The 25,308-nt window shown below is 46.6% G+C and carries 21 protein-coding genes and 2 tRNA genes; 20 read left to right on the forward strand and 3 right to left on the reverse strand.

The features are described 5' to 3' along the window. Positions 1–13 precede the first annotated feature (13 nt). Positions 14–1,954: a TetM/TetW/TetO/TetS family tetracycline resistance ribosomal protection protein gene (locus Q0E49_RS00605; protein ID WP_295745463.1), complete on the forward strand. Its 1,941-nt coding sequence runs from the start codon at positions 14–16 to the stop codon at positions 1,952–1,954. A 43-nt stretch (positions 1,955–1,997) separates the two neighbouring features. After that, positions 1,998–2,070: transfer RNA gene (locus tag Q0E49_RS00610), tRNA-Arg, on the forward strand. Between the two features lie 123 nt (positions 2,071–2,193). On the opposite strand, the gene Q0E49_RS00615 is transcribed toward Q0E49_RS00610, so the two are convergent. After that, positions 2,194–2,472: a hypothetical protein gene (locus Q0E49_RS00615; RefSeq protein ID WP_295745465.1), complete on the reverse strand. Its 279-nt coding sequence runs from the start codon at positions 2,470–2,472 to the stop codon at positions 2,194–2,196. A gap of 84 nt (positions 2,473–2,556) precedes the next feature. Here Q0E49_RS00615 and folB point away from each other — a divergent pair, with 84 nt between their 5' ends. Genes folB through folP form a run of 5 tightly spaced genes read left to right on the forward strand, consistent with a single transcriptional unit; the run spans position 2,557 to position 6,491 of the window. After that, complete coding sequence (gene folB, locus Q0E49_RS00620) at positions 2,557–2,961, forward strand: dihydroneopterin aldolase (protein WP_295745467.1); 405 nt, start codon at positions 2,557–2,559, stop codon at positions 2,959–2,961. Then, positions 2,954–3,454 carry a 2-amino-4-hydroxy-6-hydroxymethyldihydropteridine diphosphokinase gene (gene folK / locus Q0E49_RS00625; protein ID WP_295745470.1) on the forward strand — a complete coding sequence of 167 codons (501 nt, stop codon included), beginning with the start codon at positions 2,954–2,956 and terminating at the stop codon, positions 3,452–3,454. Before folB ends, folK begins: the two co-directional genes overlap by 8 nt. Then, positions 3,454–4,032 (forward strand): GTP cyclohydrolase I FolE, encoded by a 579-nt coding sequence (gene folE, locus Q0E49_RS00630; RefSeq protein ID WP_295745472.1) that lies wholly within the window; start codon positions 3,454–3,456, stop codon positions 4,030–4,032. The genes folK and folE overlap by 1 nt, the downstream gene beginning before the upstream one ends. Next, positions 4,013–5,311, forward strand: coding sequence for a folylpolyglutamate synthase/dihydrofolate synthase family protein (locus Q0E49_RS00635; protein ID WP_295745475.1), 1,299 nt, complete (start codon positions 4,013–4,015; stop codon positions 5,309–5,311). The genes folE and Q0E49_RS00635 overlap by 20 nt, the downstream gene beginning before the upstream one ends. Before the next feature lie 16 nt (positions 5,312–5,327). Beyond that, positions 5,328–6,491: a dihydropteroate synthase gene (gene folP / locus Q0E49_RS00640; protein WP_295745478.1), complete on the forward strand. Its 1,164-nt coding sequence runs from the start codon at positions 5,328–5,330 to the stop codon at positions 6,489–6,491. Here folP and Q0E49_RS00645 read toward each other — a convergent pair. After that, positions 6,456–6,797, reverse strand: coding sequence for a hypothetical protein (locus Q0E49_RS00645; protein WP_295745481.1), 342 nt, complete (start codon positions 6,795–6,797; stop codon positions 6,456–6,458). The two genes, folP and Q0E49_RS00645, sit on opposite strands and share 36 nt — an antisense overlap. Before the next feature lie 127 nt (positions 6,798–6,924). Between Q0E49_RS00645 and Q0E49_RS00650 the strand changes: the two genes are divergently transcribed. The 9 genes from Q0E49_RS00650 to Q0E49_RS00690 all read left to right on the forward strand — a co-directional run bounded on the left by Q0E49_RS00650 (position 6,925) and on the right by Q0E49_RS00690 (position 17,911). Continuing rightward, positions 6,925–7,299, forward strand: a complete 375-nt coding sequence (locus Q0E49_RS00650; RefSeq protein WP_295745483.1) for a hypothetical protein — start codon at positions 6,925–6,927, stop codon at positions 7,297–7,299. 47 nt (positions 7,300–7,346) lie between these two features. Further along, positions 7,347–7,417 (forward strand) — tRNA-Gly (locus Q0E49_RS00655). A gap of 248 nt (positions 7,418–7,665) precedes the next feature. Then, complete coding sequence (gene argS / locus Q0E49_RS00660; protein WP_295745485.1) at positions 7,666–9,354, forward strand: arginine--tRNA ligase; 1,689 nt, start codon at positions 7,666–7,668, stop codon at positions 9,352–9,354. Between the two features lie 181 nt (positions 9,355–9,535). Beyond that, complete coding sequence (locus tag Q0E49_RS00665) at positions 9,536–11,650, forward strand: PBP1A family penicillin-binding protein (protein WP_295745487.1); 2,115 nt, start codon at positions 9,536–9,538, stop codon at positions 11,648–11,650. Between the two features lie 79 nt (positions 11,651–11,729). Next, positions 11,730–12,107 carry a YlbF family regulator gene (locus Q0E49_RS00670; RefSeq protein ID WP_295745488.1) on the forward strand — a complete coding sequence of 126 codons (378 nt, stop codon included), beginning with the start codon at positions 11,730–11,732 and terminating at the stop codon, positions 12,105–12,107. A gap of 76 nt (positions 12,108–12,183) precedes the next feature. Continuing rightward, the gene (locus Q0E49_RS00675; protein ID WP_295745491.1) at positions 12,184–13,392 is read left to right on the forward strand and encodes a DNA repair exonuclease; all 1,209 of its coding nucleotides are present in this window, start codon (positions 12,184–12,186) and stop codon (positions 13,390–13,392) included. Next, positions 13,373–15,883: an AAA family ATPase gene (locus Q0E49_RS00680; protein WP_295745493.1), complete on the forward strand. Its 2,511-nt coding sequence runs from the start codon at positions 13,373–13,375 to the stop codon at positions 15,881–15,883. Before Q0E49_RS00675 ends, Q0E49_RS00680 begins: the two co-directional genes overlap by 20 nt. Then, the gene (locus tag Q0E49_RS00685; protein WP_295745495.1) at positions 15,876–16,868 is read left to right on the forward strand and encodes an HD domain-containing protein; all 993 of its coding nucleotides are present in this window, start codon (positions 15,876–15,878) and stop codon (positions 16,866–16,868) included. Before Q0E49_RS00680 ends, Q0E49_RS00685 begins: the two co-directional genes overlap by 8 nt. Positions 16,869–16,960: 92 nt before the next feature. Next, a complete protein-coding gene (locus tag Q0E49_RS00690; protein WP_295745497.1) occupies positions 16,961–17,911 on the forward strand; it encodes a peptidylprolyl isomerase PrsA in 951 nt (316 codons plus the stop codon). Positions 17,912–17,986: 75 nt separating this feature from the next. On the opposite strand, the gene trpS is transcribed toward Q0E49_RS00690, so the two are convergent. Continuing rightward, positions 17,987–19,006 carry a tryptophan--tRNA ligase gene (gene trpS / locus Q0E49_RS00695; RefSeq protein WP_295745498.1) on the reverse strand — a complete coding sequence of 340 codons (1,020 nt, stop codon included), beginning with the start codon at positions 19,004–19,006 and terminating at the stop codon, positions 17,987–17,989. 496 nt (positions 19,007–19,502) lie between these two features. Between trpS and Q0E49_RS00700 the strand changes: the two genes are divergently transcribed. The 4 genes from Q0E49_RS00700 to Q0E49_RS00715 all read left to right on the forward strand — a co-directional run bounded on the left by Q0E49_RS00700 (position 19,503) and on the right by Q0E49_RS00715 (position 25,177). Then, positions 19,503–21,374, forward strand: a complete 1,872-nt coding sequence (locus tag Q0E49_RS00700; protein WP_295745500.1) for a pyridoxal-dependent decarboxylase — start codon at positions 19,503–19,505, stop codon at positions 21,372–21,374. Positions 21,375–21,474: 100 nt separating this feature from the next. Beyond that, on the forward strand, positions 21,475–22,167 hold the full coding sequence (locus tag Q0E49_RS00705; RefSeq protein ID WP_295745502.1) for a DUF554 domain-containing protein: 693 nt from the start codon (positions 21,475–21,477) through the stop codon (positions 22,165–22,167). A 221-nt stretch (positions 22,168–22,388) separates the two neighbouring features. After that, positions 22,389–23,819 carry an amino acid permease gene (locus Q0E49_RS00710; protein WP_295745504.1) on the forward strand — a complete coding sequence of 477 codons (1,431 nt, stop codon included), beginning with the start codon at positions 22,389–22,391 and terminating at the stop codon, positions 23,817–23,819. Between the two features lie 71 nt (positions 23,820–23,890). Then, positions 23,891–25,177 (forward strand): amino acid permease, encoded by a 1,287-nt coding sequence (locus Q0E49_RS00715; RefSeq protein WP_295745506.1) that lies wholly within the window; start codon positions 23,891–23,893, stop codon positions 25,175–25,177. Positions 25,178–25,308: the final 131 nt, after the last annotated feature.

Raw genomic sequence — 25,308 nt, forward strand, 5'->3', positions numbered from 1 at the left:
AGGGGGATAAATAATGGCTAAGCAGATTACTATCGGGGTGGTAGCACCAGTCGATGCTGGCAAGACGACCCTTTCTGAGGCATTGTTATACCAAGCGGGGACCATCCGTCATTTTGGCCGGGTTGACCACCAAGATGCCTTTCTGGATCCCGGGGCGCTGGAAAAGCAGCGGGGAATCACCATCAGTGCTCACCAGGCACAACTTGCAGTTGACCAGACAACAATTACACTGCTCGACACTCCCGGCCACGTGGACTTTGCTGCCACGACAGAGCAAGTATTAGCGGTCTTAGACTACGCCATCTTAGTGGTGTCGGCGACTGACGGTATCAACGGGGCGGTACAGTACCTGTGGGGATTGTTAAAGCGTGCCGGAGTGCCCACCCTAATTTTTGTTAATAAAATGGATGCACCAGGCGTCGATTCAACAGAAATCATTACTAATCTGCAGCAACACCTCAGTGGTGGCTGCTGTAGTTTTGCGGGAGCAGGGCGTCAAATGACGAGTGCGGTGGCCGACAACGTTGCGGCAGTCGACGAAACGGTTCTCGAAGATTACCTTTCAACGGGAACGTTGGCCGATGCCACCACTTGCCGGTTGATTAGCCAGCGCAAGGTCTTCCCGGTCTTCGTTGGTGCTGCCCTTCACCAACAAGGGGTCAGTGACTTGTTAGCCGCCCTCAACCAGTGGACAGTGGCGCCGCAAGGGGAAAGTACTTTTGCGGCCCGTTGCTTCAAGATTTCCCATGGTTCCCGTGGTGAACGCTTGACGTGGTTGCGAGTGACCGGCGGAATCCTTCACGCTAAGGATGAATTGTTGCCGGGGCAAAAGGCCGACCAGTTACGGATTTATAACGGGAGTAAGTTTACGACTGTCCAGCAGGTGCTGACTGGTCAGGTTTGTGCCGTCAGCGGGCCCACGACGACGTTTGCTGGGCAGGGATTGGGGCAGGCAGCGGACAACATTGGGACCGTTCAACCGGTTTTGGAATATGCGGTCCAAACTGCTGTTGATCCAGGGACCGTCCATGACGAGTTAACGCTGATTGCCGACGAAGATCCGGCCATTCGTTTATCCTGGCAAGCTGAGCGCCAGGAACTAACACTGGCCCTAACAGGAACGGTTCAAAAAGAAGTGGTAGAGCAGCGAATGGCGGCAAACGGTTTACCGATCCAACTAACTGCTGGCAACATTATCTACCAGGAAACGGTAACGCAGGCGGTAGAAGGGGTTGGTCATTTCGAACCCCTCCGCCATTATGCCGAAGTTCACCTCTTGATTGAGCCAGCACCACGGGGCAGTGGGGTCCAATTAGTTAACGCCGCCCGTGTTGAGGACCTGAAACCAAACTGGCAAAGCCAGGTGATGGCAGCGCTGGCCGCAAGAGTGCACCGCGGGGTCTTGATTGGGGCACCACTGACCGATGTCAAGATCACACTCCTTGGTGGTCGTGGCAGTATCGTTCATACGGTTGGTGGCGATTTGCGGGAAGCCACCTGGCGCGCAGTTCGTCAGGGACTCATGAAGATTCGTGCGAATGGTTGCCAGTTATTGGAGCCTTGGTACCAGTTCACGTTAGTGGTGAATAACAGGGTAGTCGGCCGCGCACTGAATGATATTGCTAAAATGGGCGGACAAACGGCTAACCCGTTACCACAGGGGACCGATTTGACGGTTTTATCTGGGAAGGCACCCGTGGCCGCGATGGTGGACTACGCGGCAGAAGTGAGAAACTATACCCACGGGCAGGGGCAGTTGTCATTGGTCGTTGCTGGCTTTGCTCCTTGTTACCACCAGCAGGCAGTGATAGAGCAAATTAATTATGACCCTTGTGCCGACCTCGAGAACAGTCCTGATTCGATCTTTTGCGCCCACGGGGCGAAGTATACGGTCAAGTGGGATCAAGTCGACCAGGCAATGCACCAAGATTATTACTGGCAAAAAGGCTCATGATATTTACCATCTTAGGAAAAGAATGCTATCCTAGAATCATTAGGCGTCCTTAGTGTAACTGGATAGCACATGAGATTTCGGTCCTCATACTCCGGGTTCAAATCCCGGGGGACGCATATGAAAGTACCTCAAACGTTAACTTGCCAACAGATAGCAAGATTAATGACTAATCACAAGCGACTGATTATAAGAAAGACCAGTTTATTACAAAACGGGCTGCGCAGCGCAGCCCGTTTTTGTTATTTAATTAACTTAATCATTGTGCCGTAACCGGTCAACACTAAGAATTTGGGAGCCACTTGGACATTGGCCACCGTTTGGTTAAAACGAACCCCGACGACGCCATCGGCACCATGATCTGCTGCCCGTTGTTTCAAGATTTCCTGCACGTCAGCAAATAACTGGTCAAAGGCTTCAAATTGGTCGATACTGTCACTGGGAAGCATTACCTTGGCAGTACCATTGACGATCCCTAAAACCTGGTGTTTACTAGGAAAATTTTCTGTGGATAAAAACATGATAACCTCCGCGTTTTCGTGCATTGTACCATATTTCTTCACCAAAACTTTTTGCTGACAACGTTTTTGCAGAAGAAATGGGTTATGATAGACATGCTAATTTTAAGGGAGATGATGACAATCGGCTGTATTCGGATCAACAACATGACTTTCTACACATATAACGGTGTGTTTCCGGAAGAACAAAAACTGGGGCAAAAGCTCGAGATTGATGCCGAATTAGGGTACCCGATCGAACAACAAGTCCGGCATGATGAACTGGACGAGACGGTTTCCTACGCTGACGTCTACGAGACGGTCAAAACCTTCGTTCATGCTCACCATTATCGCTTAATCGAGAGCCTAGCAAACCAACTACTGACGCAGGTCCTCAACAACTACCCACGACTAACGTCAGTGACGCTGCGGATTCGCAAGTACGGTGTGCCGATGGCGGGTGTTTACGACAACGTGGAAATTGAAGTTCACGGGGGACAAGATAATGATTAGACGGGCATACCTCAGTATTGGGACGAACATCGGCAACCGCTGTGATAACTTGCAGCGGGCATTACAATTGCTGGTTAAGAACCCCGCTATTCAGTTAACGGCAGTTTCGCCGCTTTACCAAACTGAACCGGTGGGACCGGTCAAACAGCGTAGCTTTTATAACCTGGGGCTTGCACTCAATACCAGTTTGACAGCCTTGGAGTTGCTTGACTGGTGCCACGTGGTTGAACAATCACTTCATCGTCGCCGGCTGATTCATTGGGGACCGCGGACAATTGACTTAGACATCATTTTCTACCAGCACCAAGTTATCGAATTGCCACGGCTGGTAGTCCCTCATCCCGAGGCAGCCAACCGCCGCTTTGTCATTCAACCACTCCTGGACGTGAGCCAGGACGACCCGCAGACACAGCGACAGTTAGAACTAATGTTAAAACAGACGCGTGATACCAACTGGGTGCACCGCCTTGACGATCAAGGAGTGACAATTTAATGGATCAAAAAGCAGTTGAACAGGCTGTTAAACAGCTGTTAATAGCAATTGGGGACGACCCACAACGGCCAGGATTAGTGGAAACACCCCAGCGGGTGGCTAAGATGTACGGCGAAATTGCTTCTTCACTGGGTCACCAGCCTGAAGATGTGGCTAACTACAAAGTTTTTCAGGTTGAGGACACACCCCGAATGGTGATGGTTGAGCATATTCCGTTTTATTCCCTGTGTGAGCACCACCTGCTTCCGTTCTTTGGTGAAGCCAACGTCGCCTACGTTCCGCGTAATGGCAAGGTGATTGGCCTGAGCAAGATTCCCCGCCTGGTGGACTTTGCTGCCCGGCGACCGGGAATGCAGGAACGGGTGACTACCGACATTGTGAAGGAACTGCAACGTTTGCTGAACCCGCGGGGGATCGCGGTGACGATTACGGCCCGCCACCTCTGCATGGAGATGCGGGGGATTAATAAACGGGGGCAAGACACCTACACGAGTCGTTTCACCGGGTTATTTGACGAAGATGACGGTCTTCGCCGTGAATTTTTAATGAAGAGTGAACATGGCCAAGTTAACCTATGAACAGTTACAAGCCAGCTTTAATCGCCAGATGAAGGGTGGTCAAACTAACCGGGTAACACTCCTTCGTCAGGTGCTGGCAGCGATGGGTCATCCGGAACACCGCTTCCGGGTCATTCATATTGCCGGTACTAACGGAAAGGGGTCGACGGGGCGGCTCCTCTCGCTGATCTTGCAGGAAGCGGGCTTGCGAGTTGGCCACTTTAATAGCCCAGCGATGGTTGACCAGCGTGAGCAAATTAAGATCGACGACCATCCCATTAGTAAGCAGGCCTTTGTGCGGGCTTACCAACAAATCGTTAGTGTCTTACCGGCGCCATTCCAACCGGGTGATTTCACCATCTTTGAATGGTGGACATTAATTATGCTGCAGGCTTTTGCCAATGCCAAGATTGATTGGGCAGTGATTGAGGTGGGATTAGGCGGCACTAATGACGCGACTAATTGCATTGATTTCCCCCAACTGGCAGTCATTACTCACCTGGCTTTGGACCATACGCAGATTTTAGGCCCCACCATTAAGGATATTGCCGCAGCTAAGGCCGGAATTATTAAGCCGGGCACCGCCAGCGTGGTGCTGGCGCCACACCAGGAGCAGGCGGCCCAGCAAGTGATTGAGTCCCGTGCGCAAAAAGCGGGGGTTCCACTGGTGGACAGTGCGCGTCAGGCAACAGTAGTGGCTGCGGGGCAGGCGTCATTGGCTGGGCAGCCGTTACTGATCGAGAGCCACACCGTTCCGCAGACGCCTGTTAAGCTTCGGCTACTCGGTGATTACCAACTAGATAACTTGACGACGGTGCTGGCAAGCATTGATTGTCTCCGTCAGCAAGGACTGTCATTAGCCAACCACGCGTTGTTTACTGCCATTGAGCGGGCGACATTGCCGGGACGGTTTCAACAACTTGATCGGCAGCCTGCCGTCGTTGTTGACGGCGCGCATAACCCCGATGGCGCCCGGCGGCTAGTTGAAAGTATCAACCACCTCAGCCTCACTCACCAGCCGCTGGCCCTGGTGGTTGGCTTTTTAGCGGATAAGGATGTGGCAGCGATGGTCAAACAATACCAGGCATTACCGGCAAAGGTCTTTGTGGCGACGCCAGATAATCCTGGCCGGGCACTGACGGCAAGTCAGCTGGCGCGGATGTGGCCGGGCGCCCAGTCATGTATAAGTGGTCCAGCAGCGCTATCCCGGGCGAAAAAAGCGGTGGGCGATCACGGCTGTGTTATCGTGACCGGTTCATTTTACCTGGTTAAGGAAGTCGAAGAGTTGTATCAACACTAGCGAGGAGGCGGCAAGATTGAAAATCAGTGAGATTCCGTTAGCAGCTGAGGATGGTTTAACATCTACGGTGATGAAAAATCTCCGGGAAGCAGACCAGCAGTTATTTTTATCCTGGCAAGCGGACCCAGCTAAGCTAGCAGCGGTTCAGCAATTACTTGCCGACTTTGATGTTCCCCAGGCGACGAAGGGGGCAACGGTACAATTTATGATGCCGTTGTCGGCGCTGCCCGTATTGGTGAGGTGGAGCCGCCAAATCTTTGCCGATCAGGAGCTCACAGCGTCGCTGACAACAATCACGGCTGCTCATCGTCAATTGTGGCGGGCCGGTCGCTTTTGTTTTGACGTTACCGCCAAACCGTTGATTTACGCGATTTTAAATATTACCCCCGACTCGTTTTATGATGGGGGTCGTTACTTTGCTACCGACCAATGGCAACAACAAGTGGATCAACTCGTTGTTGAGGGTGCGGATATCATCGAAGTCGGTGGTCAGACTACCCGTCCGGGTGGTTTTGCCGAAATCAGTCCAGAAGAGGAAATATGCCGGGTAGTACCGGCGGTGAAGTTTATTCGTCAACATTATCCGCAAGTAGCGATTGCAGTTGATACTTATAAGCTGCCGGTAATGGAAGCAGTGTTGGATGCCGGGGCTGATATCATTAATGATGTTCAGGCCTTTAACAGCCCTGACAAAAGGCAGTTGATGGCCCAGAGTTTGGCTGGCCTGGTTACCATGCACAGCAGTCGGCAACACGAATATCAAAATCTGACGGCCGGGATGCACCACTTTTTTGAGCGAAACTTAGCTGAACTGACAAGCGCCGGGATTGACCGGGAACGGATTGTCATTGACCAGGGAATTGGCTACTCAAAGGTGGCAGATGGTAACCAGGATTGCGCCATGATGCGTAACATTAACCAGTTTAACGACCTTCACCGGCCGCTCTTAGTTGCTGTGTCGCGGAAAGGCTTTGGTAAAAAATTGCTCGGCTTGGCAAAAAAAGACCGCCTGCCAGTAACACTGGTGGCGGAAACTTATATGTCTTTACATGGTGGCAGAATCTTGCGGGTGCATGACGTTGAAGAGACTCGTCAACTACTGGTAATGCTGGCGGCAATTGAAAAAGGGTACTGGAATTACCAGTTAAACGATGAACGTCAGGACGGCAAAGCCAACTAGCATCACGAGTAAAATGATGTTTAAAAAAGGTGAGCCAAAGGTTTCACGTTGCCGGCGAAAGAAGCTTTCCAGCAAAGCCGCCGTCACCACAAAGTAGATGACACGGACCAGTGGCCACAGCGGAGCGGTTTTCACCACCATCAGCAACTGGACGATGGCGAGGACGAGGATAACAATAGATAAAAGACGGTTAATACCAATGAGGGTATTAACCCTTTTTTCTGACCGCGCCCTGATGGCCGAGATGACCGTCCAAATCAGGAGGACGGTACACACTAATGGAATAATCGTGTAGGGTAGCGACATGACGTTACCTCCTTTTCGTTTATTTTACCATTTAATTGTCGGGCTGGTTATTTGATTGCATTTTCTTTTAAAAAGGGTATAATTTATCACTGTTATGCTAAGATTCTAACATGGAGGAGATAGTGACATGGCAACGCAGAAGAAAAAAGACGATCAGCCAAAATACGATTTTGCTGCTGGTGACGTGGTTGAAAGCACTAAGTTTGGTCCGCTTGACCATGGCTTCTCCGGCAAGGTCGAAAAAGTTTACAACAACTCAATGCTCGTTTCAATCGACAAATTTGATCCCGCCGATCAAAGCGGTGTCAACGAACTGAATGGTCGGGCGATTGTTCGGATGAGTAGCGCGAAGGCTCTTTCGAAGGTTCCTCGTCAGCCAAAAGAGGATGAAGAGGGTAGTGAAGAAGAAGCCAAGAAGTCATCATCCCGGAAAAAGACGACCAAGAAAAGCACTAGCAAAAAAACGTCAGCAAAAAAATCTCCAAAAAAGACTGACAAATAACGTGAAGTAGGTTATACTATTGAGGTGGTCAGAGGCCACCTACTGATGCGGGTATAGTTCAGTGGTAAAACTCAAGCTTCCCAAGCTTGCGTCGCGAGTTCGATTCTCGTTACCCGCTTGTCGCGCTGCTGCTCGTCAGTGGCGCTTTTTTAAACCAGTGAGTAGTAGTTGTTGGGCTTTCTATTAGCGATTCCGTGACGGTGAAAGGCGGAAAGATAGCGGCAATGAAGCGTGCGCTGGTGATTAACTTAAACAGCAGTAATTGAGTGGAACTAAACTTCAATTAGAGTGGTACCGCGGGTTAATCTCGTCTCTAAACAGCAGTGGCTGTTTAGGGACTTTTTTCTTACAAGGAGGAACTTCATAATGAGTGAAAAACAGCAAGTGGCAAAGGCCGTCTCAGCGGCGTTACCCGACCTGTCATTAACTGACATTGAAAACAAGATCGAACGGCCAAAGGATTCCAGTAACGGGGACTTTGCCTTTCCAACCTTTTTCCTGGCGAAGACGTTGCACAAAGCGCCACAAATGATTGCCCAAGAATTGGCAAAAAAGATCAGTGATGACGGGTTTGACAAAGTGGTTGTCGCCGGTCCATACATCAATTTCTTCTTAAATAAGGGGCAAGTGGGGGCCGAGATCATCAAGGCCATCCTGGCTGATCCTGCCAATTACGGTAAAAAGGACCTCGGCCACGAAGCTAACGTCGTGATTGACTACTCATCGCCTAATATCGCTAAGCCAATGGGGATGGGGCACCTGCGCTCAACCATGATTGGGGAAGCAATTGCCCGCATCCTAGAAAAAGAAAACTACAACCTGATTCGGGTCGACTACCTGGGTGACTGGGGGACCCAGTTTGGTAAGCTGATGGCGGCTTATGAAATGTGGGGGAACGACGAAGAGATCGAAAAAGACCCGATTAATACCCTCTTGAAATATTACGTGCGGATTAACACGGAAGCAGACGAACATCCGGAATACACTGATGCTGGCCGGGCTTGGTTCGCCAAGTTGGAACACGGCGATAAGGAAGCATGGCGCCTGTGGCATTGGTTCCGTAAGATTTCGCTGGAGCGGTTCCAAAAGGTCTACGACATGCTTGATGTCCACTTTGACTCGTTTAATGGTGAAGCTTTTTCCGCACGTCATATGGACCTGCCGATTCAGTTGCTGAAGGACAAACACTTACTGCAGGAAAGTCGGGGAGCGCAAATCGTCGACTTGGATGCTTACAACCTGACGCCACCGCTGATCATCAAGAGTAACGGGACCACGACCTACATTACCCGGGACCTGGCCACGGCTTTGTTCCGCAAGCGGATGTATGGGCATGCCAAGTCGCTATACGTGGTTGGTGCTGAACAAGAGAACTATTACAAGCAGTTAAAGGCCGTTTTGAAGGAAATGGGCTTTACTTGGTGGGACCAGTTGCAGCACATTTCCTTCGGATTGATGCGACTGAACGGCAAGAAGATGTCTACGCGGAAGGGGAACGTTGTTTCTCTCGAAGACGTGTTGAATGATTCGATCAAGCTGGCTCGTCAGCAGATTGCGGAAAAGAATCCGAACTTAGCGAATGCTGATGAAGTGGCCAAGCAGGTTGGTGTCGGTGCCGTTATTTTCCACGACCTGAAGAATTACCGGCGTAATGCCGTTAACTTTAAGCTGGAAGATGTTGTTCGCTTTGAAGGCGAGACCGGGCCGTATGTTCAATACGCCCATGCCCGTGCCGAGAGTATCCTCCGCAAGGGTGGCGTTGATGACTTTAGCAACGTCGACTTGACGGCGGTGGGCAGTGAAGCTTGGGATATCCTCAGCTTCCTTGGCCAGTACGCAAATGCAGTGGAGCGGGCAGCCGTTAACTACGACCCGTCCATCGTTGCAAAGTACGCCCTTGAATTGGCGAAGAAGTTCAACCAATACTATGCCCATAACCGTATCCTGCAGGACGATAGCGGTCAGGCAGGACGGTTAGCGCTGGTTAAGGCAGTTAGCTTGATCTTAAAGGATGCCCTGGCGATGTTAGACATTAAGGCACCGGATGAAATGTAAGCAGTCAATTAATCTTTAAAAAGTCTCCTAACGGCTGGTGGAAGCTAGCGTTAGGGGCTTTTTCATTGACCGGCACTAGTGGCAGTGAATTTTAAAAAATATTAAGTGGGCACAGGCTAAATTGATAAAAATGTTTGTGGTAAAATAGGCCCTAACATTTGAGAGAAGGACGACGAGTGATATGGATCCACAGCCATCAAAAATTCAGCAATTGAAGACCCGTATTCGGAAATGGTCACAACGTTTCTGGGTGCAGGCAAAGAAAAACTTTAAACATTTTTGGCATCGTTTCCAGTTAACTCGCTGGCTAATTGCGATTGTCCTTTTTTTCTTTCTCCTGGCTAGTGGCTACCTGACCTTTGTGGCGAAGACAGCCGGAGTAAAAAATTTGGAGGCCCGGCTTGAACGACCAACTCAGATTTATGACCGCAGTGGCAGTTCAGCAGGGAGTCTTTATTCACAAAAGGGGAGTTACGTCCCGCTTAGCAAGATTTCTCCCAACGTCCAAAAAGCAGTGATCTCCACAGAAGACCGTGATTTTTACCACGAACACGGTTTTAGTGTGAAGGGGATCGGTCGGGCAGTCTTCCTGCTAGTGAAAAACAAACTCCTGCACCGCGATTATATTTCTGGCGGTGGTAGTACACTGACCCAGCAGCTAGTCAAAAACGCCTTTCTGACGCAAGAACAGACTTTTTCTCGTAAAGCGAAGGAAATTTTTATCTCCGTGGAAGTGGAAAACCAATACTCGAAGAACCAGATTTTGACGATGTATTTGAATAACGCCTACTTTGGTCACGGTGTCTGGGGAGTCCAGGATGCCGCCAAGCGGTACTTTGACACCGACGCGGCTGATCTGACTGTTGCTGAAGGGGCGACGCTAGCGGGAATGCTCACTTCACCCGGGATTTACGATCCCGTGGAGCATCCGGAACACACGAAGACCCGGCGCAACCTCGTCCTCCAGTTGATGGTTGAAAATCATAAACTGACCCAGGAAGAGGCGGACAGTGCCAAGCAGGTCCCATTAACGGTTAAAAATGGCTACCACGGCAACGACAGCTACCGTTACCCATACTTCTTTGATGCGGTTATTAGCGAGGCAGCCAGCCAGTACCACCTATCGGAAAAAGAAGTGATGAATAATGGTTACAAGATTTACACTACCCTGGACCAGGGACAACAGCGCGCAATGCAGCGGTCGTTTGACAATGATGACAACTTCCCGTCAAATTCTGCTGATGGCAAAATGGTTCAGTCAGCGTCGGTCGCCATTAACCCGAAGACTGGCGGGGTCACGGCCATTGTTGGTGGCCGCGGAACTCACGTTTTCCGGGGCTATAACCGGGCAACCCAAATTCGGCGTCAACCAGGCTCGACAATTAAACCCCTAGTGGTTTATACGCCGGCACTAGAAAAGGGTTATTACTACGACTCGACCCTGCAAGATAAAAAGAAGTCATACGGGACTAATCACTATACCCCAAAAAACTATGATGATACCTACAGTGGGACGGTGCCGATGTATAAGGCGCTCTACGAAAGTCTGAACGCGCCAGCCGTTTGGTTGCTGAACAAGATTGGCGTTCAAAGCGGCTACAAGAGTGCTCAGAAGTTTGGCTTACCAGTTACCAAGAAGGATCAAAACCTGGCGCTCGCTCTCGGGGGGATGACCCACGGGGTCTCGCCGCAGCAGATGGCACGAGCCTATACCGTTTTTGCCAATGATGGCCGGATGAGTTCGCCGCACTACATTGTTAAAATTGAGGATGCTTCCGGAAAGGTGATTAAACGAGCACCTAAACCGCGGAGTAAACGAGTAACGAGTGCCAAGGTGGCTCGCGAAATGACCAGTATGATGTTAGACGTCTTTAAGGTCGGAACCGGGAAGTATGCCGAACCAAGTGGTTATCAGCTGGCCGGGAAAACCGGGACGACGAATTCCGGCGTTCACGGCTTTGGAACTGGTGACCGTGATAAGTGGATTGTTGGTTACACCCCCGACGTGGTGGTGGCAACCTGGGAAGGCTATGATGATACCAACGAAAACCACCAGCTAGACGACATTACCGAAAAAAATATTAACGTGATCTTCAAGTCGGAAATGGCGGGAATTTTGCCTGCCACCGCGGGGACCAAGTTTAACGTGAAGGATGCCCAGTCGCGGGCTAATGGCAGTTGGTCTAATAACAAGTCTGGTTCATTGGGTGATTGGTGGAACAAGGCCAAGGATTCGGGTAACCAAATTGGCCAGAAGGTTGGCCAATTTATCCAGGATATCCGGGGACTTTTCTAGGATTGGTGAACTTAGTTTTGGGATCAGATCACTTTTTGGTATAATAAAAGAGACTTATTTTGAGGAGGAATTAACCACTATGGTTGTCAATATTTACGACACTGCAAACGAAATGGAACGGCAAATGCGGGAGACGCAAGAGTTCCAGGCATTAAAGAAGGCCTTTGATGACCTGCAGAAGGATGCTGATGCATCATTGCTGTTCACGAAGTTCCAAGCCAAGCAGGCCGCTGCTGAAAAAAAGGAACGTTCTGGCCAACAGTTAACGAAGGATGAAATTACTGAAATCCAGAGCTTAGCCAAGGAAGTCAGCACCAAGCCGGCTGTTCAGAACCTGCTTAACCAGGAACGGGGACTGGACCAGATGATGCAAAAGCTGAACCAAATCATCACGGAACCAATTCGTGACCTCTACAATTCAGCAATGCCAAAGTCGACTGATACTGAAAACAAGTAGGATTTCACATAATAGAGAAGATGAGACTACTGGCCATGAATGGCAATGGTCTCATCTTTTTTGTAAGGAGCAGAAAATGAAGTTTATTCATACCGGAGACCTTCACCTGGATAGTCCCTTCAGGGGCCTCTCGGATAGTTTTCCTGAGCAATTATGGGACCAGGTTCACCAGTCGACCTTCTTCGCCTGGCAGAAGATCGTCGACTTGGCAATTGACCAGCAAGTGGATTTTGTCGTGGTGGTTGGTGATATTTTTGACCGGGAGCATCACGGAGTTGCTGCTGAAGACTTTTTTGTTAAACAGTGTCAACGCCTTAACCAGCACCGTATTCCGGTTTATTTGAGCTATGGCAACCATGACTACCAGGATGTTGCCGCCGATCCGTTAATGTTGCCGGAGAATGTTCACGTCTTTGCTAATCAGGTCGAAACAAAGTGCTTGCAGTTAGCCGATCACCGGCAGGTTGCCCTGACCGGTTTTAGCTACGGGAGTCGGTGGCTGGAAAAAGACCTCGCGGCAACTTACCCGTCACGGGTCAATGCTGATTTTCATATTGGCCTCCTTCACGGAGCAATTAACCAGGGGACTGACAACCATTACGCGCCCTTTGATGTAGAAGAGTTGCTAGCCAAAAACTATGATTACTGGGCACTAGGCCATATTCACAAGCACGGTATCATTAATCAGCAGCCGCCCGTTGTCTACTGTGGGGATCCGCAGGGCCGTCATATTAACGAAGATGGTGAACACGGTTGCTACTTAGTGGAAGAAGAAAATGGTCGACTGGTGCCGCATTTCCATCCGGTCGCGACGATTACTTGGCAAACGGTGATAGTGGACTTGCCAGCTGATTGTAAGACCCTAACAGCGGTGCGGTCAGCGATAGTTAAGCAGCTGAACCAGCAGTCCTCTGACCGGCTGACGATTATCCGGTTAGTAATTACACCACGTCAGCAGCTGAAAGTTGATGTGGACCGGCTACTGGATTACCTTCAGCACGACAGTCAGGACCAGCAGCCTATTTCCTGGTGGGTGATGGACCTAACAGTTAAGCAACAAACTGAGCTGCCGACAATTGACAAAAGTGATCTTCAGTACTGGCAACAAGCGGCATCAATGGTCTTTACTGAGGAGACGGTCAAGCAATTAATGACCGACAGCAAGCTGCAACGTTACCACTTCTTAGCTGACCAGGTGGATCAGCAAATGGTGAACGAATTACAGGGGCAAGCCGAACAATTGTTAGGGCAGAAAGGGGTCAGCGATGAAGATTCTGCAAATTAAAATTGACGGTTTTGGTCGCTGGATCAATGCTGACATTCAATTGGATTCGTCACTGCAAGTCTTCTTTGGTCCTAATGAAGCGGGCAAGTCCACCTTGGTCGAGTTTATCAAGGGGGTTCTCTTTGGGTTTAAGAATGCCCAGGGCAAAAACAAGTACAAGCAGTACGTTCCCAAGGCGACCGCAGCTTACGGTGGCAGCTTGCTGGTGGAGCAAGATGGGCAGCGCTACTGGGTTCACCGTTCGGGACGTCGTCAGGGCGGCCAGGTGACTATTAGTCACGAAGATGGTAGCAGGACCACGATGACGATTGAAAAACTGTGTGGCCCTCTCAATCGCCAGCTAGTCGAGGACATCTTTGTGTTTGGCCAGGGGGAACTCTCACGGATTGACGACCTTAGTGATGAGGAGTTACGTCAGGACCTCCAGCGGGTTGGTGCGGTCGGTAGTGCGCACTGGCAAGCGGTGAAGGCCGACTTACAAAAGCAGTCTCGCGACCTTTATAAGGCCCGGGGACGCAAACCTGAGCTAAACCAGGCCCTGACCAAAGTGAAGGACTTACAGCAGCGGTTGACGACGGCCCAGGAAAAAACGACCGATTACCGTCAGTTAGTGCACCAGCAAGCAACCATTAGGCACCAGGCAGGGCAAGTTGACCAGCAGCTAACAGCTGCTCGCCACCAGCTTGAGCAGCTCAAGCGTCAACAACAGTTATGGCCGGTATTTGAAGAATGGCAGGGGATCCAAAACCGGCATGGTGCTCTTGAGCAGTTATCGGCTAGTGACTTGACGCGGGTACAACAATTACAGGCTTCGTTGCCGGAAATAGAACGTCAGGTGAAAAGCGTTGAGGAAGCCGCTGCCGCAACAAAACAACAAGTTGCTGATCTCAGTAGTGATGGTCTGAACCTTTACCGGCAAAAGTGGCAGGGAGCTAATGACCCCACAGCTAAGTTACGAAGTCTTCAACTGGAGCAGCTAGCCCACGAACAACAACGGCCAGCTGCCGACAAGGCGCAGCAAACGTTAACTGATGTGCAGAAGCGACTAGGAAAAGATGACCTGCCTGCTCCGTTAACCGTTGACCAACGCAGCCAACTGGTGGCACTGCTCCAGCCAGCTAGCCGGCAGGATAAGCCTTCTCAGCGCTGGTCAGCGGCAATTAGCGTGGCGTTAAGTGGTGGCGCGGCACTCTTGTTAGGACTGGTGATGAAGTCAGCCTTGTTGGACATCATCGGTATTATTGTCCTGCTCATTGGTGTGGTTCTCGCCTACCAGCAACAGCAAAAGGTGAGTGACTGGCAACGGCAGACTGAGCGGGAAAGCCAGCAACGCCATCAAGCATTGGCTGACTTTGGCCAACAGCATGGCTTGGCAGCTTTTGACCAGGACCAGTGGTTAAGTATGCAGGCGGACTTGGAAAAGGCGGCGGCTGCCCAGCAAACACTCCACGAATTTGACCAAGCCGGTGATCAGTTAGGTGCTGCGTATCAGCAATGGCAAGCAGCTTTTACCAATATCAACGCCGATAATGTAACTGCTTTTTGGAACCAGACGCTCAACTACCTTCGTACTTGTCAGCAACAGGCCCAGCGGCAAGATGAGCTGAACCGTCGCCAAGATGAACAGCAGCGACTCCTGAGTGAGCGCCGCCAACAACTGGCTAAGCAGCGGGCTGACCTCACCGCTTTTTACCAACGGGTAGGCGCTCATAATCAGGCAGAATTCCAGCAATATCTTGAGCAACGGACAGCAGCACAAAATGAAGCAGCAACGAAGTCGGCAGCCGAAGTGCAGCTGACGCCAGCCATGAGAGAACAGCTCAGCCAGTACGCTGGCAAGGATGATTTAGTAGCCCAAGTGGGTGCGTCGACACAAGAAGTTAATTCCTTACTGGACCACCAACAACAACTAACCCGGCAGGCCGAAGAAATTAAGGTCCAACTTAAGAGCCTGGTCGAGGATTGGTCCGTTACGCGGCTCGAACAGGAACTGGCCAATGCAGAACAGGCGGCTCGCTCACTAGCCAAGAAATGGCTGACTGAGATGTTAACCAGTCAGTGGATTGACAGTTCATTAGCGCTGGCTTCGGCAGACCGTTATCCGCAGATTATTCAGCGAGCGACCAAGTACTTTGCGATCTTAACCAATGACCGGTACCAGACGATACAGTTTGACAATGACCAGTTAGTCGTTGCCGGGCCAGCTGGGCGCCAATTTGCGGTCGGCGAACTATCAACGGGGACGGCTGAACAATTGTATGTGGCACTGCGGCTCGGCTTTGTTAGTGTGATGAATGACACCGTGCAGTTCCCACTAGTAATTGATGACGGGTTTGTCAACTTTGATAATGATCGCAAAGTACGAGTCTTAGACCTGTTAAAACAGGCCGCGAAGAGCGGCCAAGTTATTTATCTGACCGCTGACGACCGGATCTTAGCCACCCATGACCTATCAGTAACCAACCTGGAAGGGAGTCAGGACCATGAGTAAACATTTAATGGACTACGAAGATGGGGAAACTGTCGATTGTTTTGCGCTCGTCAAGGATGCCAGTGAACGGCAAACCAAAGCAGGCAAACCGTTTCTCAGTTTAACCTTCGCTGATGAATCTGGTGAGCTCGGCGGGATGTTATGGGACAGTACCGCTGACGATGCGCAACAGTTCAAACCTGGTGTCGTTGTTCATGTAACGGGGAAGCGGGATTCTTACCGTGATAAACCGCAGCTCAACATTGATGAAGTCAGAGTCGCAGGGCCAGGGGAACCCCAGGATCCTGCCATGTTCGTTCCCCACGCACCAGAGAGCACCGAGCAATTAAAAAGTGACTTGCGGCCTTACATTCTCGCTATTCATAACCATGATTGGCAGCGCGTGGTCAATCACATGCTGAAAGAACACTTGCAGGACTTTTTTGTCAGTCCGGCGGCGAAGACTAATCACCATGCCTATGCTGGCGGTCTAGCCTTTCATACCCTTTCCATTTTAAGGTTGGCGAAAGCAGTTTGCGGACTTTACGAGGGGATCGACCGGTCATTAATTTATGCCGGAGCAATCCTGCATGATTTGGGCAAAACCGTCGAGTTATCGGGACCTGTCGCCACTCAATATACGACGGTCGGGACCCTGATTGGCCATATCTCCATTATTGACGGGGAAATTGCCCAGGCATGTGATGCGTTGGGAATTGATAGTGAGCGGGGGGATATGATGCTCTTGCGTCACGTGGTTTTAGCCCACCACGGGCTGATGGAATACGGGTCACCGGTAACACCACATTTGTTGGAAGCAGAAATCTTACACCGCCTCGACGAATTAGACGCTTCAATCATGATGGTTCAAACCGCGACGGCCAAGGTGGAACCAGGAGAATTTACCCCGCGGCTATTTGCGATGGACAACCGCGCCTTCTATAAGCCATTGCCGGCGGAATTAGGCCTGACTGGCGAAAATGAAGATAATGTGAACAAAAAGTAATTTATCCATTGATGTCCTGCTCGCAGTTACGGGTTGTGGTATATTAGACGGGTGAAACTGATAGCAATAAATAATTTAAGGATGTGTCAATTTTGAAAAACAAGAAACTACTGGCTATTTTTGCCGGTGTGACATTGATGCTACCGCTGGCCGCTTGTGGCAATAAGGCTGTTGCGACAACGAGTGGTGGTAAGGTTACCGAAAGTGAATACTATTCCAGCATGAAGCAAACCAGCCAGGGGAAACAAGTTCTCCAGCAGATGATCCTGGACAAGGTTTTGCAAAAGCAATACGGCAAGCAGGTTACTAGCAAGCAGGTTGATAAAGAATACAACAGCTACAAAAAGCTGTATGGTTCATCATTTAGCAGCATGCTGGCTCAGGAAGGGCTGACTGCTTCGACGTTTAAGCAGCAGATTAAGTCTAACCTGTTGCTGAAGGCAGCGGTACGCCACTACTCGCACATTACTAATAAGCAGATCAACAAGCAGTGGAAGAAGTACCAGCCGAAGGTAACAACTGCAGAAATCTTGGTCGGCAGCAAATCTGAAGCTGAAGATATCATCAACCAGCTGAACAATGCTAACGGCAACAAGTTTAAGACGTTCAAGAAGTTAGCGAAGGAAAAGTCGACTGACTCTTCGAACAAGAATAACGGTGGCCGTGTGCCAGCGTTTGACAACACTGATACGCAGTTAGATTCTGCTTACAAGAAGGCTGCCTTTAAGCTGAAGACTGGCGAATACACTACTGAACCAGTTAAGACGGACAACGGTTACCAGGTAATCTACATGATCAACCACCCGGCTAAGGGACTGAAGTCAGACCACATTGCTGACTTGAAGGACCAGATTGTGGAAGAAAACATGAATAACACCACCTTCCTCCACAACGTGGTCGCTAAGGTCCTGAAGAAGGGGAACGTTTCAATTAAGGATAAAGACTTAAAGAACGTTCTGGCGGATTACTTGAGCAATTCCACGACTGCTACGGGAACTGGTAGTGCGGGATCAACAACTCAGAACTCTAATTCCAGTAAGTAACAACCAACATTAATAGAAAAACTCCCTCAGTTGACGGCAGTCAGCTGGGGGAATTTCTGTTAGTTGGGAAGATTATTAGTCAAAATAATTAATACCCATCGCTCTTTTTACTTCTGCTAATGTTTGGGCAGCTATCATATTTGCCTTCTGTGAACCCTTGTTTAACATGTCATAGACAGAGGCGATATCTTTGGCATAGCTAGCACGCCGCTTCCGAATTGGTTCCAGTTCTTCATTTAGAACGTTAAATAAGTACTTTTTAATTTGAACGTCACCCAGACCACCGTGGCGATAATGATCCTTGAGCTCTTGAACCTTTTCTTTATCCTTATCAAAGATATCAAGATATGTAAATACAATGTTTCCTTCAATTTTTCCGGGATCATCAATATGGATATGATCTGGATCAGTATAAATCGACATGACTTTTTTCAGGAGAGTATCTTCATCATCGGAAAGGTAAATGGTGTTACCTAATGATTTACTCATCTTAGCGTTGCCATCAAGCCCTGGAATCCGTCCCTGGCCCTTTGGTGGAAATACACCTTCAGGCTCTACAAGGACGTTCCCATATGTGGAATTGAATGATCTAACAATTTCACGGGTTTGTTCCAGCATTGGTTCCTGGTCATCACCAACGGGAATTAAATTGGCTTTAAATGCTGTAATATCGGCCGCTTGGCTTACCGGATATGTTAGGAAACCAGCCGGAATAGACCGATCAAAATGTTTTTGTTGAATTTCAGATTTAACCGTTGGATTTCGTTCTAGTCGCGAAACAGTAACTAAGTTTAAATAGTACATATTGAGTTCAGATAGAGCAGGAATTTGTGATTGAACATAGATTGTTGTCTTTTCAGGATCTAATCCAACCCCAAGATAGTCTAATGCCACTTGTGCAAGACTATCTTGGATTTTTTTTGGATTTTTTGCGTTATCAGTCAAAGCCTGCTGGTCAGCAATCATGACAAACATTTTGTACTTACCAGAATCTTGCATTTTTACTCGATTACGAAGTGACCCCACATAGTGACCAATATGTAACTTTCCAGTAGGACGATCTCCTGTTAATACAACTTGTTTAGCTTTACTCATAGTAATAATACCTCCTAAATAAAAAACCTACTCTCATTTCTGAGAATAGGACGAATTACCGCGGTGCCACCTAAATTATAAGCTTTAAGCTTATCACTTTAATATGCATATTAAGTTAAATTAAACAGCTCCAATTCGTTTATTGTCATTTCATCTCAGCAAATAGAAATGTCTCTGTCATGAAAACTACTGCGCACTGTTTAAATTGACAATACTTTAAAACATCAAATTATTGTCTGTCAAGCTAAATAAAATTGCATATTTTTGCAAATAATTTATTTTATAAACGTAAAGGGAACCTGATAGGGCAAAAGAATAAACGTAATATGAAAAATAAATATTATTTTGTTAGTTGATAACTAGATGCGAATAGAAGCCGCCATTATGCGATTGACAAAAAAAAAAAAGTAATACCATTATAAGTGTTGATGTTGGAAAGCGATTTCACATCAACATTAATATTCAGTTGTTGTCATTTATTGGAGGCTACTACATTATGAGTACCAAAAAAGATTACAAGAACATGGACTTATCTGCCTATTTCCTTGGCCCACATGGTGAAAACGGGGACCTCTTTAAGGAATTAGCAACTAAGTTAACTGATGATCACATTGGCTGGCGTAAGAACTACAACGCTCAAGATAAGGATTCCATCAGTGAGGAAGAAAAGGCTACACCAGAATTTAGCAATGCTGTTGTTAATATGAAAGGTGTACTGAACGAACTGTCAAGCAAGCTTCGCGATGGCTCTATTCCTTGGGACACTGCTGGTCGTTATCTGTCACAAATGGACAACGAAACCTTGATGCCAGCTATTTTAGCTTACAACTTTGCCATGCTTTGGAATGGTAACGGTGTTGCTTGGGCCGGCAGTCCTGCATCTACTTTGATGGAACAGGAAGTTGGTCACCAGTTAGCTGAAATGCACGGGTATGACAAGAATGGTTGGGGTTATGTTGCTACCGACGGTTCAATTGCCAACGTCAGTGCATTGTGGATGGCACGTAATGTTGCGTCTATTCCATTGGCTATTAAGGAAGTTTGCCCTGAACTGGTAGAAGGCAAGAGTGATTGGGAACTTCTTAACATGTCTGTTAAGGAAGAGCTGGACCTTCTTGACAAGGCCGGAGACAAGAAGAACGATGTTAAGGCCCGTTCTGCACGTAGTGGTAAGAATCTCCAAAAGCTTGGTAAGTGGCTGGTTCCCTCAACAATGCACTACTCATGGCGTAAAGCTTGTGACATTACTGGCATTGGTGAAGATAACTTAGTTGTCCTTCCTGTAAATGATCACTACACAATTGACCTGGACAAGTTAGATAAGATTATTGCTGAAAATGTTGAAAAGCATATTCCTATCTTAGGGGTAGTTGCTGTAGTTGGTACTACTGAAGAAGGTCAGATTGACCATGTTGATAAGATTGTGGAAATGCGTAAGAAGTGGAACAAGAAGGGTGTAAACTTCTACATTCACGTTGACGCTGCCTACGGTGGATATGGTCGTACTGTATATCTTGATGAAGATGGCAACTTTATGCCATACGATCAACTCGAGGATAAGTTCAAGGAATATGGCATCTTCACTGAAAATAACCAATTCTTGAAGAAGGACGTTTACAACGCCTACAAGGCAATGGGTGAAGCTGATTCCATTACTGATGACCCTCACAAGATGGGATACGTACCTTACGATGCTGGTGGTCTGACTATTAAGGACACCCGTCTCAAGGATACTCTGACTTATTACGCACCATATGCCTTCCAAGAAGGAATTGCTGTTCCTGCTTCAATTGGTCAATTTACTCTTGAAGGTTCTAAGTCGGTAGGTTCTGCAGCTGCTGTTTGGGTTGCTAACAAGATTTTGCCACTTAACATTTCAGGTTATGGTCGTCTGGTTGCACGTACTCTTTATGGTGCACGTCGTATTCACGACTTATTTGACGGTCAGAAGTTTGAAGTTAAGGGTCACACAATCGTTTCACACGTTGTTTATGATCCAGACTTTAACATGGTTGATTGGATTTACAAAGAAGAAGGCAATGACAGCTTGAAGTCAATGAATGATTTGACTCAAGCGGTTATGGAATACACCACTACCGCAAAGGGAAAGCTATACAGTATGGATATTCAACTATCTGATACTAGCTTTGAAACAAATACATATGGTGATGCACCAGTTAAGTTTATTGAAAGCTTAGGCCTCAGTGCTGATGAATACCATAAATTAGGAAAACTTGAAGTGCTTCGTTCTTCATGCATGTCACCATGGATGTACAACGATGAAGAATTCAGCTACTGGGCAAAGATTATTACACAAGCTATTCAGAAAAAACTTGAAGAGGTCGCTGAGAATGAAGACATTCTTTAATTGATAATAATCGGAGCAAAGCATCATAGGTGAAAAAGCTCCAGTTAATTCTGGAGCTTTTTTAGCAATTATTAATTGCGTAATAAAGGCAGGCAAAAGTATGTTAATAACTTTAACAGGAACGTTTACTGATGCAGGTGGAGTGATCATTGCAGCTCTTTTAGGTAGTTTTATTGGTAAACATATGAATGATCGCTACAAGCAAATTTTAATTGGAATGTTGGGTTTTATTGCCCTTGCAGTTGGATTTCAAAGCTTCGCTTCTTATATGTCAAAGTCTAAGTATGCTGTACTTTTTATCATTGCCATGATCTTGGGTACTACTTTAGGTACATGGTGGAATTTGGATGGAAAAGTTAATAAGTTGGCTAGTAAAGGGTCAGCTGGGTTGGCACGTTCAATTGTAACGGAATGTACCCTGTCCTGTTTTGGGGCATTACCGATCGTTGGGTCAATTATGGCAGCTACGAGTCACAACTTTACTTTTCTCTTTGTCAATGCTTCGTTGGATTTTGTCATGGTTATGATCTTATCTGCAGCTGATGGTATAGGCATGATTGTTTGTGCCCCCATCATCTTTATTTATCAGTTTTTACTAATTTTAATTGCAACATTTGCTAGAACGTGGTTGACAACGGATTTAATTACAGAAATTGCTATGCTTGGTGGATTGATGGTTGCTTCCTCAGGTCTGAGCTTAATGAATATCAAAAATCTCAAGACGACTAACCAGATTCCATCACTTCTTATTCCGATTATCTTCTTTACATGTAAGGCAATTTTTCATTTTTAGTATCACGTTAAGGCGCTGAAATTTTACGGCGATATGAATATATTCAATTCAAAATTGTTAATTCTTATTACCCAGAATGATTCTCATCATGTTTGTGGATGTTGTTTTAGTTCATTGATTTAACTACCAAAATATCCTTGTGAGAAGCATTTATTTAAATGAACGAATTATAGGACAAATGAATTACTAAAGACATCCTATTGTCTTAGGAGGACATTTATATGTCAAAACAAAAGTATAAGTACACATTAATGACATTCGTCGGTGTTACTATGGCGATTGTTGCTAATGTCCGTAACATTCCAACCTTAGCAGCAACGGGTTGGTCGGGTATTTTTTATCTGTTATTGTCACTCCTCATTTTTGTTATTCCACTTGTTGGGATTATCAATGAGTTTGGATCTACATTTCCTGGTGCTGGTGGACCGCAATTATGGGCTAAGGAAAGCTTAGGAGCTCAGATGGGGTTTGTTATTGCCTTTGTGGAATGGGCTCAAATGTTTCCCGGATTAATTATGGTAACTTCAACGTTGGGGCCATTAACTGGACAGATCTTTGGTCAATCCGAATTAGCTAACAATCACTGGTTTATGTTTGGTGCTATTCTAGTTTCCATTTGGGGAATGAGTCTACTATCTCTTAAATTTGATATTCAAAAAATCGGTGGTGACTATGGTGTTTATATCGGTGTCTATATTCCTGCAATCATGTTATTGATTTTGGGAATTATGACGATGTTCAAGGTTGGAATTAACGTCCACAGTTACCTTGGTAGCTTCTCTACTGGAAAGCTGATTCCAAGTTTCACCGATAAGCAAACGTTAAGTTACGTTGGCGCAATCATGTTCTTATTTACTGGAATTGAAATGAGCTCTGTTTATATTCCGGAACTAAAGGATTCTAAACATAATTACGCTCGCGGAGTTATTATCTCTGTTATCTTTATCCTGTGCTTGAATATGTTTAATGGGTTACTTGTTTCTAACATTATTCCGATGGGAAAAATCCAACTATCTAACGTTGCTCAAGCAATTTTGCTAGATTGCGAGGCGCTTGGGCTCCCGACTTGGATTGCAAACATCTTTAGTGCTTGTGTTGTTGTGGGTGTTATTTTGCAACTTGCATCATGGATTAATAGTCCACAGCACTCCGTCTCTACAGCAGCAAAACAGGGGGCTGTACCTGCCAAGTGGGGTTGGTTTAAGACAAATAAATATGGTGTTTGTGACAATCTTATTTGGGTTCAATTGATTATTTTGACACTACTTGCATTTCTTTATGCTTTTATTAAAAACGTTAATCAGATGTTCTTAGCGTTAACAAACGCTACTAGTATTATTGACTTTCTTATTTACGCGATCTTTGGTATTTCTATTTTAGTATTGCGGAAGAAGCGTCCAGACCTGCCACGACCAAATAGGCTAGGTAAGCGAGGTAATGGTCTAGCATGGCTTTGTGCGGCGATGATGTGGATTTCTTGCTTATTTGTTATTTACTCCACTCTGATGTCGAGTAATTTAGTATCTATTATTATCATTGCCGTTATTGTCGTTGCCTGTTTCCTTATTCCTATTTGGATTTTTAAGTGTCAGAAGCCATCGTGGCGCACAGAAGCAGAGCAATGGGTTCAAAGTCATAAGAACAATAACTAATATTTTTAGTAACCTCATGATCAGTTAGGACTGATATGGGGTTATTTATTTAAGGTGAGGCAAGTGATAGTATGAATAAAAAATTATCGTTTTGGTCAATCTTTTTGCTTGGAATTAATTCGATAATGGGATCAGGTGCATTTTTACTCCCACAAACTATTTATCAAGATATGAATTTAATGGGAGTAGTTGTCCTGTTAGTTTCAGCGATTTCAATGGGGCTGATAGTTGTCTGTTATGCCAAATTAGCTGGTCGCTATGAGGAGTCTGGTGGGGCATGGATTTACTCTTACCATGCTTTTGGAAAATATATGGGATTTCAGGTAGGTATCTTCACTTATGTTTTGGGATGTTGCGGTACTGCCTGTGAAATCGTCGCCTTTTTAACGACTCTCAGTAGTTATAACCACTTCTTTAGTCAGACATATATTAAGTGGTCGATTATTGCGACAATAATTTTACTCTTTTTTATAATTAATTATTTTGGAAATGGCTTAGTAAAGGTGTTTGATAACATTTCTTCAGCAACAAAAATCTTTGCAGTTCTTTTGTTTATTATTGTTGGTGTTTTCTTTATTAAGTTTAGCCATTTTTCTCCAGTCATTCCTCATGCTGCAACAACTAGCATTAGTGGTTTTTCTAGTCATTTTAGTCGGGCTTTCTCTGTGACGTTTTATATGTACGGAGGATTTTCATTACTGCCAGTTGCTGCTAGATCAATGGTAAATTCTAAGAAAAATCTTCCTAGGATACTTACCGCTGTAATGGTGAGCTTACTGGTTATTTATTCAGCTGTGATGTTTATTTGTATTGGGATTCTTGGGTCTCGCTTAGCCTATACTAAAATCCCGGTTGCTGATGCATTTTTAATGACAGTTGGTAAATGGGGATATTTCGTTATTATTATTTGTATGCTTGTTGGAATGATTGGGGTGGCATTCGCACAATCATATAATACGGCAGAATTGCCTTCTTCATTGGCGTTGGAACACAATATGCTACCAAAATGGATGGGAAAGTCTAATAGGCACGGTGCACCAATTATTTCATTGATAGTTACTTACATCATTATTTTCCTATTAACGTCTCAATCTTATTTGTTTTTAGTATCATTGGTAGTCTTAGCTTCATTTTGCCAGTATGTACCTTCAGCATTGTCAGTAATTAGATTGAATTATCTTCATGAATTTGAAAGTTTTGATGTTGTCAGTGGTTATGTTATTCCTTTTCTTGCGTTGATCGTGTCGATGTATCTAATCATTAGCTTCTCAAAGGAAGCATTGATTATTGGAGCTATAGTGATTCTCGTTAATAGTGCGCTCTATTTCTTTTTAGGGAAACGGCTTTCTATGGAATAAAGTGAACACTTAATAAATTTATTAATTCCGATTAGAATGCTGATCAATATATTCAAAAGGGGCTGTGACATAAGTCCCTAATAAAAAATGGATCTCGATGAAATCTTCGGATTTCATTGAGATCCATTTTC

The sequence above is a fragment of the uncultured Limosilactobacillus sp. genome, assembly GCF_934202235.1.
GTDB lineage: Bacteria > Bacillota > Bacilli > Lactobacillales > Lactobacillaceae > Limosilactobacillus.

What these genes read in the sequence shown, in the direction of transcription:
- Q0E49_RS00700 (WP_295745500.1), top strand. Translation starts at nt 19,503, where the DNA reads ATGAGTACCAAAAAAGATTACAAGAACATGGACTTATCTGCCTATTTC.
- Q0E49_RS00635 (WP_295745475.1), top strand. Translation starts at nt 4,013, where the DNA reads ATGGCCAAGTTAACCTATGAACAGTTACAAGCCAGCTTTAATCGCCAG.
- Q0E49_RS00685 (WP_295745495.1), top strand. Translation starts at nt 15,876, where the DNA reads ATGAGTAAACATTTAATGGACTACGAAGATGGGGAAACTGTCGATTGT.
- Q0E49_RS00710 (WP_295745504.1), top strand. Translation starts at nt 22,389, where the DNA reads ATGTCAAAACAAAAGTATAAGTACACATTAATGACATTCGTCGGTGTT.
- folK (WP_295745470.1), top strand. Translation starts at nt 2,954, where the DNA reads ATGATTAGACGGGCATACCTCAGTATTGGGACGAACATCGGCAACCGC.
- folE (WP_295745472.1), top strand. Translation starts at nt 3,454, where the DNA reads ATGGATCAAAAAGCAGTTGAACAGGCTGTTAAACAGCTGTTAATAGCA.
- argS (WP_295745485.1), top strand. Translation starts at nt 7,666, where the DNA reads ATGAGTGAAAAACAGCAAGTGGCAAAGGCCGTCTCAGCGGCGTTACCC.
- Q0E49_RS00705 (WP_295745502.1), top strand. Translation starts at nt 21,475, where the DNA reads ATGTTAATAACTTTAACAGGAACGTTTACTGATGCAGGTGGAGTGATC.
- Q0E49_RS00645 (WP_295745481.1), bottom strand. Translation starts at nt 6,797, where the DNA reads ATGTCGCTACCCTACACGATTATTCCATTAGTGTGTACCGTCCTCCTG.
- Q0E49_RS00670 (WP_295745488.1), top strand. Translation starts at nt 11,730, where the DNA reads ATGGTTGTCAATATTTACGACACTGCAAACGAAATGGAACGGCAAATG.
- Q0E49_RS00615 (WP_295745465.1), bottom strand. Translation starts at nt 2,472, where the DNA reads ATGTTTTTATCCACAGAAAATTTTCCTAGTAAACACCAGGTTTTAGGG.
- Q0E49_RS00675 (WP_295745491.1), top strand. Translation starts at nt 12,184, where the DNA reads ATGAAGTTTATTCATACCGGAGACCTTCACCTGGATAGTCCCTTCAGG.
- Q0E49_RS00715 (WP_295745506.1), top strand. Translation starts at nt 23,891, where the DNA reads ATGAATAAAAAATTATCGTTTTGGTCAATCTTTTTGCTTGGAATTAAT.
- Q0E49_RS00605 (WP_295745463.1), top strand. Translation starts at nt 14, where the DNA reads ATGGCTAAGCAGATTACTATCGGGGTGGTAGCACCAGTCGATGCTGGC.
- Q0E49_RS00650 (WP_295745483.1), top strand. Translation starts at nt 6,925, where the DNA reads ATGGCAACGCAGAAGAAAAAAGACGATCAGCCAAAATACGATTTTGCT.
- folB (WP_295745467.1), top strand. Translation starts at nt 2,557, where the DNA reads ATGATAGACATGCTAATTTTAAGGGAGATGATGACAATCGGCTGTATT.
- Q0E49_RS00665 (WP_295745487.1), top strand. Translation starts at nt 9,536, where the DNA reads ATGGATCCACAGCCATCAAAAATTCAGCAATTGAAGACCCGTATTCGG.
- trpS (WP_295745498.1), bottom strand. Translation starts at nt 19,006, where the DNA reads ATGAGTAAAGCTAAACAAGTTGTATTAACAGGAGATCGTCCTACTGGA.
- Q0E49_RS00680 (WP_295745493.1), top strand. Translation starts at nt 13,373, where the DNA reads ATGAAGATTCTGCAAATTAAAATTGACGGTTTTGGTCGCTGGATCAAT.